Genomic DNA, 15419 nt, shown 5'->3' with positions numbered 1-15419 from the left:
GACGGGCCCCGGGGTTCCTCCGAGGAATCCCGGGGCCCGTCCCGTCGAACCCCGGCTGCCCCGGGGCCGGGAATCGGGACCGGGGCCCGGAACACGGGGAGCGAGACCAAGGTCCCGGGACACCGGAAGCGAGGCCGGGGCCCCGAGGATCGAGGCCCCGGCCTCAGGCGACCTTCGCGCTCCTGGGCAGCAGCGCGAAGGCGCCCAGGTAGATCAGGCCCGCCACGATCAGCAGCGCCTGGTAGCCGATGACCAGCGCCAGGTACTCCAGGCAGCCGCCGACCATGGCGCCCAGCAGGTTCGCGCCGAAGGACACGGTCGCGTCGGCGGAGTCGGCGAAGCGCTTGGCGAACACCACGTTGGCCGCGAAGATCGGCAGGAACGCCACGACCACGGCCGTCACCGCGCGCAGCGGCAGCGGCAGCCCCAGCAGCCAGGAGTTGGGCACCAGCCAGGCCAGGACCAGCCCGGCCAGCAGTACCCCGTACATGACCGGCAGGGACGGCACCCGGAAGCGGCGGGTCACCTCCACCGCGGCGAGCACGGCGACCAGCACCCCGGCGAACACGATCGCGTTCACCACCCAGGTGGTGCCGAACAGCAGCGCGAAGCCGGTGACGCTCTTGGTCTCCAGCAGCAGGAACGCCACCCCGAGCAGGAACAGGTCCGCGTACGGCCGCATCCTGCGGTACGGACCGGCCACGACCCGGACGGCGAGCAGGCTGACCAGCAGGATCAGGCCGAGCGTGATGATGTAGATCTGCGGGATCGTCCGGTCCTTCAGGTACAGGAAGGGCAGGTCGTCACTGGCGGGCGGCGGGGTCTGGGCGGTGGCTCCCGCCCACTCGGCGCCGCACCGCTGTCCCTGCGGGGTGAGGCCCGCGGTGATGACCGCCTGCTGGCCGGTCTGGCTGACGATGTCGACGCACGGCTTGTGCCCGAACGCGGCCTGCATGGTGGCGCCGAGCCGGTCGACCAGCCAGCTCTCCCGGTAGTAGTTGTACATCGAGAAGGCGCCGCCGGGCTTGAGGTGGTCCCTGGCCGCCTCCATCGCCTGCTGGGTGAACAGGTAGCTCTCCAGCCGCAGCGAGCTGGCCCCGGAGACCAGGGTGAGCGAGTCGGGCAGCGCGAACAGGATCAGGTCGTACTTCTTGGAGGTCCCCTCCAGGAAGGCGCGGCCGTCGGTGACGTGGGCGGTGACCCGGGGGTCGCCGTAGGGCAGGTCCGGGTGGTAGGAGCGGCCGAGCTCCAGCAGCTTGGGGTCGATCTCCACGGCGTCCACGTGCCCGGCCCCCTTGGACAGGGCGATCGACACGTCGGTGCCGCTGCCCGCGCCCACGATCAGCACGTCGTCCAGCCTGCCGGAGGCGGCCCGCTCGTAGGGCAGGGCGTACTGGCGCTCCCACTCCAGGCGGCTCTTGGCCGGGGAGGCCTGCTGGTGCGGGATGCCGTTGACCTTGATGTCCATCAGCGGCACGCCCTCCCACTGCCCGCGCACGTAGGTCACCTTGTAGTACGGCGACCACAGCGCCCCGGCCGTCAGCGTCTCGGTGGCGAGGGCGCCGACGATGACGAGCGACGGCACGATCAGCGCCACGCGGGCCCAGACCCTGCGGGGCCACAGCAGCACCGCGTAGGCGACCGCGGCGATCGTCCCCCACACCACCGGCGGCGCGCTGAGGAACGACAGCGCGGTGAACAGCCCGATGCCGCTGAGGCTGCCGATCAGGTCGTAGCGGTATGCCTCCAGCCGGTCGAGCTCGGGGAAGCAGCGCCCGACCAGCTCGGCCGGGCCCATCAGCACGATCGCCGCCGCGGCGAAGATCACGGGAAGGATCAGCCAGGGCGGCGGCCCGCTGGTGCTGAGGCTCGTCCAGTACAGGACGCCCTCGGTCTGGCGGTCCACCGTCACCGGGAAGAACAGCACGACCAGGACCAGCACGGCCAGCACGATCGGCGAGTAGTACGGCTGGCGGGTGCTGCGGCCCACCCGCAGGAAGCCGAGCCCGATGCCGAGGAACGACCCCAGGAGCACGAAATTGGTGAAGTAACTCAGGTGAACGATGTTCGATCCGGTCCACCGGATCAGGGCCAGCTCCAGGAAGAGCATGAAGCCGCTGGCCACGATCAGTCTGGGCCGGGTGGGCATCCAGTGCGTGTGCCGGACTTCGGGGCGAGGGATTGGCGTCGTCTCCGCCGCTGCGGTCATGCCGCCCAACGTAGTGATCGGCACCGGCGCAGGGAAGGAAATCCACGCCGGTTGTTTGCGGTCTTATGCGACCCGACTCCTGTTAGGGGCGTGTTTCGACGGCTGGACGCGGCCGGGGTGGATGAAGGAATGTGGGGGGACCTGATCCCCTCGACTCCCGGTGGTGCGTCATGCGGGTCCTGCTCCAGCTCCGCCCCTCCCCCGACGTCGTCGCGGCCGTGGCCGACCCCGCGGTGAGCACGGCGGCCTCCGACGTCACCGACGCGCTGCCCGGGGTGGTCCTGGACCCCTCCTTCGCGCCGGTCGTGGCGCCCCGCCCGGTGCCCGCCGCCGGGGGCGGCGACCCGCTGTCGCTGAACCAGCCGCTGGCGTTCTCCTTCGCCGACGACGAGGCCTCCGTCCTGGTACGCGGGGAGATCTCCGACGACGAGGTGTCCACCCGGATCACCCTGCTGCCCGCGCTCCGGCGCGAGGTGGTGGGGGTCTTCGCCGACCCGGCGATCCAGCCCGGCGTGACCTGCGGCGGCACGCCCCCGGTCGGCGACTGGCACGACGTGGAGCGGCTGCTCGGCGTCGCCGACCTGGCCGCCGAGGGCCTCGACGGGTCGGGGGTAGCGCTCGCGATCCTCGACAGCGGCGTCAACCGCGCGCACGTCGCCCGTCACCTGGGCCGGGAGGTGATCGTCGACGTCGGGCGCAGCTGGAAGCCCCAGGGGGTGTCGGGCAGGGCGGGCGAGTTCCCCGTCGACCACGGCACGATGTGCGCCTTCGACGCGCTCATCGCCGCCCCGAGGGCGTCGATCGTCGACGTGCCCGTGCTGCTCTCCCGCCGCCAGGGCGGTTCGGCGCTGGACGGCCTGCTGTCGGACGCGGTGGCGGCCTTCGCCCACCTGCGCACCGTCCTGGAGGCCCAGCCCGCCGCCTCGCGCTCCCTGGTGATCAGCAACAGCTGGGGGTCCTTCTCCCCCGAGTGGGACTTCCCCGCGGGCCATCCCGGCAACTACTCCGACAACCCCGCCCACCCGTTCAACATCGTCGTCTCCAGCCTGGAGCGGGCCGGCGCGGACGTGCTCTTCGCCGCGGGCAACTGCGGCCGCGACTGCCCGGACGGCCGCTGCGCCTACCCCGAGCGGCCGATCACGGGCGCCAACTCCCACTCCGCCGTGCTGTCGGTCGGCGGCGTCGACACCCGCGGCGAGCGGGTCGGCTACTCCTCCCAGGGGCCCGGCCGCCTGTTCGCCCGCAAGCCGGACCTGTGCGCCTACACCCACTTCTCGGGCTCGCGGGCGTTCGGCGACGACGAGCCCGACTCGGGCACCTCGGCCGCGTGCCCGGTCACGGCGGGCCTGGTGGCGGCCGTGCGCACCCTCTGGCCCGCCTCCCGCCTGTCCCCGGCCCAGCTGCGCACCCTGCTGCGCCGGACCGCCGACGACCGCAGCGACGTCGGGTTCGACGACGACTACGGCTACGGGGTGGTGGATCCCTCCGGGGTACTCGCCTCATTGCGGCGCCGGGCGGTGCGCGTACCGTGAGGTGATGGTTCTCATCACGGTGCGGCTCCCCTCCGGCGCGACGCTCGCGCAGGCCCTGCGCCACCTGGCGCTGCCGGAGGAGGAGGTCGACATCGGGTACGGCCTGGTGCTCATCGACTCCGTCGCCCCCGGCCAGGGCCTGTACGGCCTGCGGGTGAGCGAGGGCGCCGCCGACCGCACCGGCCTCGCGCCGGACGGGGGTCCCTACGCCGACCCGCGCATAGAGCCCTACGGCCCCCCGGAGTGAGCCCGGGCGGGCCGTGCTGCTCGGACCGGCCGGGCGGGCCGGGCGTCAGACGGGCAGGAAGGCACCCGACTGCTTGACGTTGCGGATGATCGGGGCGGTCTCCAGCTTCTGGATCCCGGGTAGGCCCGCGATCCGGCCGCTGAGGTAGGAGTACAGCGCCTCGTCGTCCCGGCAGAGGACGTTGACCGCGAGGTTCGTCGGGCCGGTGGTGGCCGCGGCGAAGGTGACCTCCGGGTGGGTGGCGAGGGCCTCGCCGACGGCGGCCAGGTGGGAGGGCGACACCGCCATCCAGAGCCAGGCCACGGTGTGCAGGCCGAAGTAGGGACAGTCGACCTCCAGGTCGTAGTAGAGCGCGCCGCACTCGCGGAGCTGGTCGAGCCGGCGCCGGACGGTCGACTCCGACCAGCCCGTGGCCGCGGCCAGGTCGGCGTGCGAGGTCCGGCCGTCCACGGAGAGCCCGGCGAGCAGGAGGCGGTCCCGGTCCGACAGCTCCACCCGGCCGCGCGCGAACGGCGCCGACGCCGACGCCGACGCCGACGACGGCAACGGGGACGGGGACGGGGACGGGGACGGGAGTGGGGGCGGGGAGCTCGGCGGGGACGGCGGGCGCAGCGCGGCGATCTGTTCCTCGGTGAGCACCTCGAACATGCCGCAGCCGGTCGGGCCTCCGGCGAACATGTGCAGCAACGAGTACGCCGAGACCGCGACGACGCGGTCGGTGCGCTGGAGCCTGTCGAGCATCAGGACGTCGCGCTCCTGGTCCGACCTCGGGTCGGCCGCGCAGAGCACCTCGGTCCCGCCCGACAGCAACTGCACCCAGGACGTGTCGGGCCGCTTGGCCAGGGCCGTGGCGACGGCGGGTCCCGCTCCCAGGACGCACTGCAGCCGCAGCCACCAGCGGGTCCCGCCCACCACCCTGCGGTCGAGCGATCCGATGACCCGGACGGTGCCCCGCGAGCGCAGCCGCCGGTAGCGCCGGGCGACGGTCTGGTCCGAGACGCCGAGGACCTCGCCGATCCGGCTGAACGAGGCCCGCCCGTCCAGCCCCAGCGCGTGCACCAGCTGCCGGTCGAGCGCGTCGGCCCTGACGGATTCCATCGTCAAGACGTATCAGATGTCGGTATCCGTCGCGATATCGCGTCCGGCTTCCTTCAACCGCCACCGCGCTCGATCCTGGTGGCCGAACCAAGGAGAGAAGTCATGCGTAAATGGTGGCCGCTGGTGGCGGTCTGCACGGGCGCCTTCATGCTGCTGGTGGACGTCACGATCGTGATGGTCGCCCTGCCCGACATCGCCGGGGATCTCGGTACCTCGTTCTCGGCCCTGCAGTGGGTGATGGACGTCTACGCGCTGGTCCTGGCGGCGCTCCTGCTGGGGGCGGGCTCGCTGGCCGACCTGACCGGACGGCGCAGGATCTACGTCGCGGGCCTGGCACTGTTCGCGCTCGCGTCCCTGGCCTGCGGCCTGGCGCCGAACATCGGCACGCTCATCGCGGCGCGCGGCCTGCAGGGTCTCGGCGCGGCGGCCATGTTCGCGACCACCATGGCCCTGCTGAACACGACCTACCAGGGCAGGGACCGGGGTGTCGCCTTCGGCGTCTGGGGCGCGGTCAACGGCGCGGCCGCGGCCGCGGGCCCGATCGCCGGAGGGCTGCTGACCCAGAACTTCGGCTGGCGTTCGATCTTCCTGGTGAACCTGCCGATCAGCCTCGTGGCGATCGTCCTGACGCTGAGGGTCTTCCGTGAGTCCCGCAACCCTCGCGCCCGCGGGCTGGACGTTCCCGGCATGCTGACGTTCACCGCCGCCACGGCCGCGATCGTCTACGCGCTCATCCGGGCCACCGAGGACGGCTGGGGCTCGGGAGCGGTCCTCGGCCTGCTGGCGGCGGGTCTCGCGGCCCTGGCCCTGTTCGTCGCGGTGGAGCTCAGGAGCGACGACCCGATGCTCGACCTGTCGCTGTTCCGGGGAGGCGTGTTCACCGGGATCATGATCGGCGCGGCCCTGCTCACCGCGGCGGCCTTCGCCTACCTGGCCTACGTCTCGCTCTGGTTGCAGACGGTCCTGGAGCTGAACGCGATCCAGGCGGGCCTGGTCATGCTCCCGATGAGCGTCACCGCCTTCGTCGTCGCGGCCGCCGCCGGGCGGCTCCTCCACGACGCCCCGCCCGGCAGGGTCGTCGGCGTCGGCCTGCTGATCATCGGTGCGGGCGCGTTCGCCCAGGCGGTGCTCACGGCCGGCTCCGGATGGGCCGCCCTCCTTCCCGGCCTGGCGATCGTGGGCCTGGGCGTGGGAGTGGCGAGCCCGTCCCTGTCGGCGGCGGCGATGGCGGCGGTCCCGCAGGAGCGCGGCGGCATGGCGGCGGGTGCCGTGAACACGTTCCGGCAGCTCGGGTTCGCCTTCGGCGTCGCGATCCTGGGAGGGGTCTTCCACTCCGGCGTGGCGGACGGCCTGGACGGCGGGACGCCGGGCGCCGGAGCCGCCGCCGGTGCCCTGATCAGCGGCCGGGCCCACGCGCCGGTCGGCCAGGGGCACGGCCAGGTCGTGCGGGAGGCCTTCGCGCACGGGCTGAACGTCACCCTGCTGGCGGCCGGCGTGCTGGGCGTCGTGGCCGGTCTGATCGTCCTGGCGCTCGTGAGGACCGCGGTCCGGGCTCCGGCCGAACCGGAAGGGGTAGGCGCGTCCCGGTGAGCCCCCCGTCCCGATGAGCGGTCGCGGCCCGGTGAGCGGGTGGGGGTGAAGGGGCCGCTCATCAGGACATGGCAGAGGCCCGCGAGAAGGGTCACTCATCGGAACGTGGAAGACGTGGAAGACGTGGAAGAGAGGTGCAGGAGGGGCCGCTCATCGGGACACGGCAGACGCCCCCTCGTCGGGAAACGGAAGAGGGCCGTGGGGCCCGCTCGGCAGGACGTGGAAGGGGCCGCCCGCCGTGCCGATCCCGGCGCGGCGGGCGGGTGAACGCCCGGCTCCTCAGGTGCCCGGAGCGCCGGGCGTTCGGACGGTCAGGCGTTCTCCTGGCTGAAGACGCGGGTCCCGACCGTCACGCAGGCCACCGACAGGGCCACGGTCACGGCGACCCCCACCCCCACGGTCCACGTCGCGTAGTGACCGGCGAACAGCTCGCGCATGGCCTCCAGCACGTACCGGAAGGGGGTGACGCGCGAGAGCGCGTCCAGCCAGCCGGGCGCCATCGACATCGGCAGGAACGCGCCGGAGAGCAGGAGCAGCGGGACGATCGCCGTGCTCATGACCGGCGCGAAGGCGTCGGGGTTCATGGTGAGCGCGATCGCGTTGGACAGGGCGGCCAGGCTCACGCCGAGCAGGGTCATCATGGCCAGCGCGAGCAGCACGCCGGGAAGCGCCGCGCGCAGCCCGAAGGCGTAGCCCACCGCGATCAGGAGTGTCGACTGGATCAGCAGGGTGAGCGAGTTGGACAGCACCCGGCCGAGGAGCAGGGAGATCCGGTGCGCCGGGGTGACCCGCAGCCGTTCCAGCACGCCCGACTGGAGGTCGAAGACGATGCCGAAACCGGCCAGGCCCGCGCTGAACAGTCCCACCTGGACCAGCAGGCCGGGGATGAGCGTCTCCCAGGTCCCGATCGTGGCGAACAGCGGGCCGAACAGCACCAGGTAGAGCATGGGCTGCAGGACCCCGAAGACGATCCCGGCCTTCTGCCGCAGGGATATCCGGACGTTGTGCCGGAAGATCAGCCAGGTCTCCCTGAAGACGCTCATCGCCCCGTTCACCGCTCCTCACCGGCCACCTGTGCCACGCGCCGGTCACCGGACGGACCGGCGGCGGACGGGTCGGTGGCGGACGGGTCGGTGGCGGACGGGTCGGTGGCGGGCGGATCGCCTTCCGGCGGGTCGTCCCTCATGGAACGGCCGGTGATGGCGAGGAAGACGTCGTCGAGGGTGCCTCCGGTGTCGCCCTTGAGCTCGGCCGGGGTGCCCTCGGCGACGATGACGCCGTGGTCGATGACGAGGAGCCGGTCGGCCAGCAGGTCCGCCTCGTCGAGGTAGTGCGTGGTCAGGAAGACCGTCAGTCCCGTTCCGTCGCGCAGGGCCCTGATGTGGTCCCACAGGCCCGCCCTGGTCTGCGGGTCCAGGCCGGTGGTGGGTTCGTCGAGGAAGAGCAGGGCCGGGTCGTGGACCAGCCCGAAGGCGAGGTCGAACCGGCGGCGCTGGCCACCGGACAGGGCCCCGCCCGGCCGGTCCCGCAGGCCGGTGAGCCCGAACCGGTCGAGCACCTCCGCGACCCGCTCGCGCGCCCGTGCCGGGCGCATGCCGTACAGCGTCGCGTGCAGTTCGAGCTCCTCCCCCACGGGGTTCGCCGGGGCGATCCCGCCCTTCTGGGACACGTAGCCGATGTGCCGCCGCACCCCGGCGGGGTCGGCGAGCAGGTCGTGCCCGGCGACCGTGGCGCCGCCACCGGTGGGGCGCAGCAGCGTGGTCAGCATGCGCATCGTGGTCGTCTTCCCCGCTCCGTTCGGGCCGAGGAACCCGACGATCTCCCCCGCCTCCACGGCCAGGTCGATGCCCCGGACGGCCTCGACGCCCCCGGGGAAGGTCTTGCTCAGAGCTGATGTCCTGATCATGTGATCGCCTCCGTAAGTAAAGTAACACCAAACTTGGTGTCACTACAAAATTTGTTCGGCACCTAGGATGAGTTCATGAGCGAGGGCCTGCGGGAGCGCAAGAAGCGAGAGACCAGGCAGCGCATCTCCGACATCGCCACGTGGCTCTTCGTGACGAAGGGCTTCGACAACGTGACGGTGGCGGAGGTGGCCAGGACCGCCGACGTGTCGGTCAACACGGTCTTCAACTACTTCCGCACCAAGGAGGACCTGCTCCTGGACCGCCAGGGGGAGGTCGAGAACCTGCTGAGCGGGGTCGTCCGGGAGCGCCACCCCGGAGAGAGCGCGCTGCAGGCGCTGCGCCGCGACTTCCTGGACGCGATCGACACCCGCCACCACCGCTACGGGTTCCACGAGGGGGGCGACGCCTTCGCGCGCATGCTCATGACGTCCCGGAGCCCCTCGCTCAACGCGCGGCTGCGGGAGATGAACGAGGCCCGGGAACGGGCCCTGGCCGCGACGCTCGCCGACGAGGTCGGCGCGGGCCCCGGCGACCTCACCCCGGCGCTCGTCGCCGCGCAGGTCAGCGCGGTGGTCGACCGGCTGGTGACCCACGCCGTCGAGCGCATGCTGGCGGGCGAGACCGTGGACGCCATCGCCCCCGGCCTGCGCCGGCAGGCCGAACGCGCCTTCGAGATGCTGGAGTCGGGCATCGGCGACTACGGCGCCCGGCACCCCGGCTCTCCGGTCCCGGCTTCGGCGGCGCGTCCCGACGGCGAATCCGAGTGACGAGATCGGGTGACGGTCCCAGACGACGTGTCCGAGTGACGCGTCCGGGTGACGTGTCCGGATGGCTCTGTTCGGGTCACGTGTCAGGACGGCGCCGTTCCGGCGATGGATCCGGGTAACGCGCCCGGGTGGCGGATCCGGGTCTGCACCGAACCGTTATGATCTTGGCTTGTCCTCGGCCGTTCCGACCCCCGGGAGCCTTCGTGCCGGTGCGCGAGCGTCTCCGCGCCACCCTTGAAACGCCCGGTTTCCAGCGGTTCATCGTCGCGGTCATCGTGATCAACGCGGCCACGCTGGGGCTGGAGACCTCGGCCGGGGCCGTGCGGCGGTACGGAACGGCGCTCACGGTCGTCGACCACCTGGCGCTCTACGTCTTCGTCGCCGAACTGGGCTGCAAGCTGTACGCCTACGGCCCGAGGTTCTTCCGCAACCCCTGGAACCTGTTCGACACCGCGATCGTGACGGTCTCGCTGCTGCCCACGGCGGGCGGGCTCTCGGTGCTGCGGGCGTTACGCATCCTGCGGGCGCTACGGCTGATCTCGGTGGTGCCGAGCCTGCGCCGGGTGGTGACCGCGCTGCTGACGGCGATGCCGGGGATGACCTCGATCGTGCTGCTGCTGGCACTCGTGCTCTACGTCGCGGCCGTGATGGGCACGAAGCTCTACCACGTCACCGCGCCGGCCTACTTCGGCGACCTGCCCACCTCGCTGTTCACGCTGTTCCAGATGATGACCGGCGACGCCTGGTCCGACATCACCCGCCAGGTCATGAACACCCACCCCTGGGCCTGGGTGTTCTTCGTGGCCTTCATGCTGGTCTGCACCTTCGTGGTGCTGAACCTGTTCATCGCCGTGGTGGTCAGCGCCATGGAGGAGGAGCACGCCGAGGAGTCCGTACAGGCGACCGAGGACGTGGGGCGGGCCGTGCTCACCGAGCTGGCCGCGCTGCGGGCCGAGGTACGGGAACTACGGGACCGGCTGCCCGCGACGGGCGCGGAGGCGGGAGGTCGCACCGGTGAGCCCGCCGCCCGGAGGGCAGCGGGCCGGCGTCGCGGGTCGGCGGCGGGTCAGCGCGAGTAGAACTCGACCACCATCTGCTCGTCCACGGGTACCGCGATCTGCTCGCGCAGCGGGCGGCTGAACAGCGTGAAGCGCAGCTCGGCGTGGTCGACGTCGAGATAGGGGGCGATCCGGTCGTCGGCGTAGGTCCCCTCGGAGGCGGCGACGAAGGGCTGCATCCTGCGTGACTTCTCGCGGACCGCGATGACCTGGCCGGGCTTGACGAGGTAGCTGGGGATGTCGACCTTGCGGCCGTCCACGGTGATGTGCCCGTGGGCGATGTACTGGCGGGCGGCGTAGATGGACGGGGCGAGCCCGGAGCGCAGGACCAGCGAGGCCAGGCGCGTCTCCAGCAGCACCACCAGCTCGGCGCCGGAGCGGCCGGGGCTGCGCAGCGCCAGGTCCCAGTAACGGCGCATCTGCCGCTCGGAGACGTCGTAGTACCAGCGGAGCTTCTGCTTCTCCATCAACCGGAGCCCGTAGTCGCCCGTCTGCCGGCGGTTGGTCTTACGTCCGTGCTCGCCCGGCGGGTAGGGGCGCTGCTCGAAGTATCGGACCGCCTTGCGGGTGAGGGGGACGCCGGCCCTGCGGGACAGGCGCACCTTGGGTCCGGTGTAGCGCATGCTCACTCCTGTGTGGTTAGGTTTGCCTTAGTTAGGCAAGGCTTATCTTATACAGAAGTATCTCCCTCACCTCAAGGAGAGCCTGTCCATGCAGCCCGTCACCGCCCCGCCCGTCCCCGAGCGGGTCCGCACCCTCGCCGCCACCGCCGCCCCCACCCATGTCTCCATCTCCGGGGCCGACGGCCCCGCGACGCCCGCCCGCGGAGGGGTCGACGGCGCGGGCCGTCCGGTGCTGCTCGTCCTGCCGGGGGACCCGATCTACGACGCGCGGGACGAGCCGGTGGTGACCGTGGACCTGACGTCGACGCGCTCCCTGGGAGAGCACGAGCTCTCGCGCGGCCTGCTCAAGGTGCAGGGCTGGGTGCAGGCGGTGCCCGCCGACGAGGTACGGGAGACGGCGGTGGAGATCGCCGAACGCTGCCCCGACGAGGCGCTGTTCGAGGTGCTGGAGGGGACGGCGGGACCCCGGCTGCTCCGCGTCGACGTCGGCCGGGTGATCTACCTGACCGGGCCGGAGTCGGGCGTGCTGGACGCCGAGGAGTACCTCGGCGCGACCCCCGACCCGCTGATGGGCGAGGCCGAACGCATGCTCCACCACGTCAACGGCGCGCACCGCAGGCAGCTCGAGACCGCCCTGAGCTCGCTGCTGGCCTCTCCGGTGCCCGGGGCATGGCTGTGGGAGCTCGACCGCTTCGGCGCGACCGTCCGGTGCGGCATCGACGATCCGACGCTGATCCGCCTGCCCTGGCCCTCGCCCATCGTGGACGCCGGATCGCTCGAACACGCCGTGCGCTGCCTGCTCTGCCACCACTGAGACGGCCGCGGGGCGCCCCGCCGAGGACGTCCCATGGCGTGGCGGTCATTCCAGGCCGATATCGGAAATGACCGCCATCGCATTTCGAAAGTGATGTCGCGGGACGCGGAATCGCCCCGGCGACGTCGGTCTCCGCCGGAAGTCGTTCCGGCGGGAAATCACCCCGGAAAAGCGTGTCAGCCGTTCGGGACGACCTCGTTGGTGTTCTGGATGACCTGGTCGACGAGGCCGTAGTCCCTGGCCTCGGTGGCGGTGAACCAGCGGTCGCGGTCCCAGTCCAGCTCGATCTGCTCCAGCGGCTGCCCGGTGTGGAAGGCGATCCGCTCGCGCATCGTCTGCTTGGTGTGGAGCATCTGCTCGGCCTGGATGGCGATGTCGGCGGCCGTGCCGCCGAGCCCTCCCGAGGGCTGATGCATGATCACCCGGGCGTGCGGCAGGATGAAGCGCTTGCCGGGCGCGCCCGAGCAGAGCAGGAACTGTCCCATCGATCCCGCGATGCCCATGGCCACGGTGGCGACGTCGTTGGGCACGTACTGCATCACGTCGTAGATGGCCATGCCCGCCGAGACGGAACCGCCGGGCGAGTTGATGTAGAGCCAGATGTCACGCCGGTCGTCGTCGGCGGCCAGCAGGAGCAGCTCGCCGCAGATCCTGTTGGCGACCTCGTCGTCGACCTCGCTGCCGAGCACGACGATCCGCTTGCGCAGCAACCGCTGGTAAAGCTGATCTTCGGGGACGATCTGTGGACCACTCATGTCTTCCACCCACTCCGGACCCATGGTCTGCGGAACAACGAACACCCGCGACCATAGTCCCGGCCGGGGCGGTGATTTCCGCTCGTTCGCTGTGAGCGCTTTTCGCCGAAAGCGCAGCGCCGTTGTCCCGTTTTCACGGGGTCGCCTTCCGGTCCGGCCGGGATCGTTCGGCGGAGGAGGGGAACGCGTCGATTCCGTCCCGGCGTCACCCTGTCTCCCCGTCCTCGCTCATCCTCGTCCGGCCGCCTCCCTCTCCTCTCGTCTCCCCGCGCCTCCTCCGGTCCCTCCTCGGTCTCCCCGTCACTCCCCTGCTCTCCCGACCCCGTCTTCCGCCTCTCGGCCCCACCCCCCGGCCGTCAGGCCGTCCTGAATCTCGTCGCTCAGGCCCTGTCGCGGCGGGGGTCGCGACCGGGCATGTTTACCTCCCTCGATGCAGGACAGGGGTTACAGGTGCATGGACGAAGTTCCACAAACGGGAGGAATGACACCATGGGTGCCGACGACAAGATCTCCAACAAGGCCGAGGAAATCGGGGGCAAGCTCAAGGAGGGCGCGGGTCGCGCCACCGGTGACGAGCGCCTCGAGGCCGAGGGCCGCACCGACCAGAGCGAGAGCCACCTCAAGCAGGCGGGCGAGAAGCTGAAGGACGGCGCGGAGAAGGTCAAGGACGCCTTCAAGAGCTGACCTGAGCCAGCCCCGTGACGGGGGTCCCGGAGACTCCGGGACCCCCGTCGCCGTGTCCGGGTCGCGGGGGGCCGTGACGGACATTCCCCTCGGCGGTGCCGGCGACGATCGCGCCGTTCTCCACGGACACCGGGTCGCGGGGGCCGTGACGGACGTTCCCTGGACACCGTGCTCCGGGAGCCGGTGACATGCGTTCCAGGGACACCGTCCTGCGGGGGACATGACAGACGTTCCCGGGACCACCGGCCCAGCCCCTGAAGGAACACGGCCCCCGGAGCCCCCGGGGAGCTTCCGGTGCCCAGACCCGCGCCGAGAACCCTCAGGAGGCCGGGCCCACCTCTGGTTCGGCCGTCCCACCGGAGCCGTCGGCGCCACCGGCACCCTTGCCGCCCTCGGGCGCGCTCTCCGCGTCGTCCCCGCCGTCCCCGCCGTCCCCGCCGTCCCCGGCTGTCGCACCGTCCGTCCCGCCCGACTCCTGCTCGCTGTGCTCGCCGGGCTCCCGCTCGGCGGAGGCGTCCTCGGAGTCGTCCTCGATCTCGGGGCCTTCCTCCCCGGGGAGGCGGCGCGCGTCGTCCGGATCCGCCAGCAGCGGGCGCGCCGGGAAGGTGGTGTCCGAGCCCGACCGCTCCGCCACGACCCGGCTCTCCCCGTCGGGGCCTCGCGGTCCCGCGGGAGGCGGCGTCCGCTCCGGCGTCTCCCCCTCGGATGCCCGCTCCGGTGTGGCCCCCTCGGATGCCTCCTCCTCGGATGCCCGCTCCGCTGCCCCCGCCCGAGGCTCCCCCTCGGGCGCCCCGTCCGGCACGTCGCCCTCGTGAACCTGCTCCTCCGGGACGTCGCGCCGGGTCGGGTCTTCGCTGATCTCAGGGTTCTCGGTCATGGCGACCCCCTCCCCCGGCAAACCCTAAATATGTCGCCGCCAGGCATGGGACCGGTTGATCGGGTAGGGAATCACCGACGAAAGGAGCGAGGACATGACGGTCACCCGTTTTCAGGACCTGCCGCTGGCCGACGGCGACAGGGCGTGGGACGGCGACGCTGCCGAGAAGCGCGTCCGTTCCTGGGCCGACGCCGAGGAGGAGCCCAACGCCCGCTACCGGGAGGCGCACCTCTGGTACGACGGCGACCAGCCCGAGGAGTTCGGCAGCTACAAGTTGCCCATCGCCGACGTGATCGGCGGAGAACTCAAGGTCGTCCCGCATGCCGTACGGGCGGCGGGGGGCGTCCTGCAGGGCGCGCGCGGCGGGGTGAACGTGCCCGAGGAGGAACTCGGCAGGATCAAGGCGCACCTGGCCAAGTACTACGCAAAGATGGGCGAGACCGCCCCCTGGGAACGCTGACGGCGATGACACGCTTCGGCTTCGACTTCGACCCGGCCTGGCGGACCCCGCTCTCGTTGATCGGGATCACCCCCGACAGGGCCTTCGCCGAGATCCACGAGGACGCGTTCGTGGTCCGCTTCGGCCACTGGTCGCTGCGGACGCCGCTGTCCAACGTCCTGGACACCACCGTGACCGGCCCGTACACGTCCTGGAAGGTCATCGGGCCGCACCTGTCGCTGGCCGACCGGGGCGTGACGTTCGGGACCAACGCCAGGAAGGGCTTGTGCGTCCGGTTCCGTACCCCGGTGCCCGCTCTGGTCCCCGGTGGTTTCCTGACGCATCCGGGCGCAACCCTGACGGTGTCGGCTCCCGAAGAACTGGCCGAGGCCCTCGAACGGGCACGCCAGGTGTGAACCGGACACATGAGAGGGGCACATCCGGGTAAAGGGTGCATTCAAAAGCAAGGAGGGGACATATGACTTCCGAAGGACAGATGCCCGAGACGACCTCGGCGTCCGGCAAGCCGATGGTCAGGGGCACCCCGCGCGATGTCGCGCACATCCGATTCGGGTCGTTCGCGCTGGTCGCGGTGATCGCACTCGGAGTGCTCGGGGTCGTGGCGGGCATCCCCTGGCTGACGGTCGTCGCGGGCGTACTGGCCGTGGTCGTCATCGGGGACATCGTGCTGGCGATGCGCCGCCAGTCACGCACGCCTTCGGGCAGCACGACCGAAGCGGGTTAGGAACTGTTCGAGGTTCGGATCATGTGGTTGAGGTGAGGAGTTTCAGCCACATGATCGAGCCCCGGAGGTGGAGT

At 71.6% G+C, this 15419-nt stretch carries 17 protein-coding genes; 10 read left to right on the top strand and 7 right to left on the bottom strand.

Annotation, left to right across the window (positions count from 1 at the left end):
- Positions 1-163 precede the first annotated feature (163 nt).
- Positions 164-2209: a spermidine synthase gene (locus ACLQ2R_RS36915; RefSeq protein WP_425966065.1), complete on the bottom strand. Its 2046-nt coding sequence runs from the start codon at positions 2207-2209 to the stop codon at positions 164-166.
- Between the two features lie 170 nt (positions 2210-2379).
- On the opposite strand from ACLQ2R_RS36915, the gene ACLQ2R_RS36910 reads away from it, so the two are divergent.
- Both ACLQ2R_RS36910 and ACLQ2R_RS36905 read left to right on the top strand, forming a co-directional pair.
- Positions 2380-3741: a S8 family peptidase gene (locus ACLQ2R_RS36910; RefSeq protein ID WP_425966064.1), complete on the top strand. Its 1362-nt coding sequence runs from the start codon at positions 2380-2382 to the stop codon at positions 3739-3741.
- Between the two features lie 4 nt (positions 3742-3745).
- Entirely contained in the window at positions 3746-3988 is a 243-nt protein-coding gene (locus ACLQ2R_RS36905; protein ID WP_425966063.1) for a hypothetical protein, read from the top strand.
- A 45-nt stretch (positions 3989-4033) separates the two neighbouring features.
- On the opposite strand, the gene ACLQ2R_RS36900 is transcribed toward ACLQ2R_RS36905, so the two are convergent.
- Complete coding sequence (locus tag ACLQ2R_RS36900; RefSeq protein ID WP_425966062.1) at positions 4034-5086, bottom strand: Lrp/AsnC family transcriptional regulator; 1053 nt, start codon at positions 5084-5086, stop codon at positions 4034-4036.
- A 102-nt stretch (positions 5087-5188) separates the two neighbouring features.
- Between ACLQ2R_RS36900 and ACLQ2R_RS36895 the strand changes: the two genes are divergently transcribed.
- Positions 5189-6676, top strand: coding sequence for an MFS transporter (locus tag ACLQ2R_RS36895; RefSeq protein WP_425966061.1), 1488 nt, complete (start codon positions 5189-5191; stop codon positions 6674-6676).
- Between the two features lie 311 nt (positions 6677-6987).
- On the opposite strand, the gene ACLQ2R_RS36890 is transcribed toward ACLQ2R_RS36895, so the two are convergent.
- Together ACLQ2R_RS36890 and ACLQ2R_RS36885 are read right to left on the bottom strand one after the other, a co-directional pair.
- The gene (locus ACLQ2R_RS36890) at positions 6988-7719 is read right to left on the bottom strand and encodes an ABC transporter permease (RefSeq protein WP_425966060.1); all 732 of its coding nucleotides are present in this window, start codon (positions 7717-7719) and stop codon (positions 6988-6990) included.
- 8 nt (positions 7720-7727) lie between these two features.
- A complete protein-coding gene (locus ACLQ2R_RS36885) occupies positions 7728-8582 on the bottom strand; it encodes an ABC transporter ATP-binding protein (protein WP_425966059.1) in 855 nt (284 codons plus the stop codon).
- Positions 8583-8657: 75 nt separating this feature from the next.
- Here ACLQ2R_RS36885 and ACLQ2R_RS36880 point away from each other — a divergent pair, with 75 nt between their 5' ends.
- A complete protein-coding gene (locus tag ACLQ2R_RS36880; RefSeq protein WP_425966058.1) occupies positions 8658-9350 on the top strand; it encodes a TetR/AcrR family transcriptional regulator in 693 nt (230 codons plus the stop codon).
- Positions 9351-9559: 209 nt separating this feature from the next.
- Positions 9560-10429 (top strand): ion transporter, encoded by an 870-nt coding sequence (locus ACLQ2R_RS36875; protein ID WP_425966057.1) that lies wholly within the window; start codon positions 9560-9562, stop codon positions 10427-10429.
- Here ACLQ2R_RS36875 and rpsD read toward each other — a convergent pair.
- Positions 10417-11031, bottom strand: coding sequence for a 30S ribosomal protein S4 (rpsD, locus tag ACLQ2R_RS36870; protein WP_425966056.1), 615 nt, complete (start codon positions 11029-11031; stop codon positions 10417-10419). The two genes, ACLQ2R_RS36875 and rpsD, sit on opposite strands and share 13 nt — an antisense overlap.
- 88 nt (positions 11032-11119) lie before the next feature.
- Between rpsD and ACLQ2R_RS36865 the strand changes: the two genes are divergently transcribed.
- Complete coding sequence (locus ACLQ2R_RS36865) at positions 11120-11845, top strand: DUF2470 domain-containing protein (RefSeq protein WP_425966055.1); 726 nt, start codon at positions 11120-11122, stop codon at positions 11843-11845.
- Between the two features lie 176 nt (positions 11846-12021).
- Here the strand turns inward: ACLQ2R_RS36865 and ACLQ2R_RS36860 are convergent, their stop codons facing one another.
- Entirely contained in the window at positions 12022-12600 is a 579-nt protein-coding gene (locus ACLQ2R_RS36860) for a ClpP family protease (RefSeq protein WP_425966054.1), read from the bottom strand.
- A 489-nt stretch (positions 12601-13089) separates the two neighbouring features.
- Between ACLQ2R_RS36860 and ACLQ2R_RS36855 the strand changes: the two genes are divergently transcribed.
- On the top strand, positions 13090-13284 hold the full coding sequence (locus ACLQ2R_RS36855) for a CsbD family protein (protein WP_386237280.1): 195 nt from the start codon (positions 13090-13092) through the stop codon (positions 13282-13284).
- A 319-nt stretch (positions 13285-13603) separates the two neighbouring features.
- On the opposite strand, the gene ACLQ2R_RS36850 is transcribed toward ACLQ2R_RS36855, so the two are convergent.
- Positions 13604-14161 carry a hypothetical protein gene (locus ACLQ2R_RS36850; RefSeq protein ID WP_425966053.1) on the bottom strand — a complete coding sequence of 186 codons (558 nt, stop codon included), beginning with the start codon at positions 14159-14161 and terminating at the stop codon, positions 13604-13606.
- Positions 14162-14255: 94 nt separating this feature from the next.
- On the opposite strand from ACLQ2R_RS36850, the gene ACLQ2R_RS36845 reads away from it, so the two are divergent.
- The 3 genes from ACLQ2R_RS36845 (at position 14256) to ACLQ2R_RS36835 (ending at position 15345) form a co-directional block, all read left to right on the top strand.
- Positions 14256-14621, top strand: coding sequence for a hypothetical protein (locus ACLQ2R_RS36845; protein ID WP_386237284.1), 366 nt, complete (start codon positions 14256-14258; stop codon positions 14619-14621).
- 5 nt (positions 14622-14626) lie between these two features.
- The gene (locus tag ACLQ2R_RS36840) at positions 14627-15016 is read left to right on the top strand and encodes a hypothetical protein (protein ID WP_425966052.1); all 390 of its coding nucleotides are present in this window, start codon (positions 14627-14629) and stop codon (positions 15014-15016) included.
- A 62-nt stretch (positions 15017-15078) separates the two neighbouring features.
- The gene (locus tag ACLQ2R_RS36835) at positions 15079-15345 is read left to right on the top strand and encodes a hypothetical protein (RefSeq protein ID WP_386237288.1); all 267 of its coding nucleotides are present in this window, start codon (positions 15079-15081) and stop codon (positions 15343-15345) included.
- The last annotated feature ends 74 nt before the right edge of the window (positions 15346-15419 follow it).

The organism is Streptosporangium sp. DT93, assembly GCF_049844535.1.
GTDB lineage: Bacteria > Actinomycetota > Actinomycetes > Streptosporangiales > Streptosporangiaceae > Streptosporangium.
The sequence above is the reverse complement of the archived record's forward strand: the minus strand, read 5'-3'. Positions and strand labels throughout refer to the sequence as shown.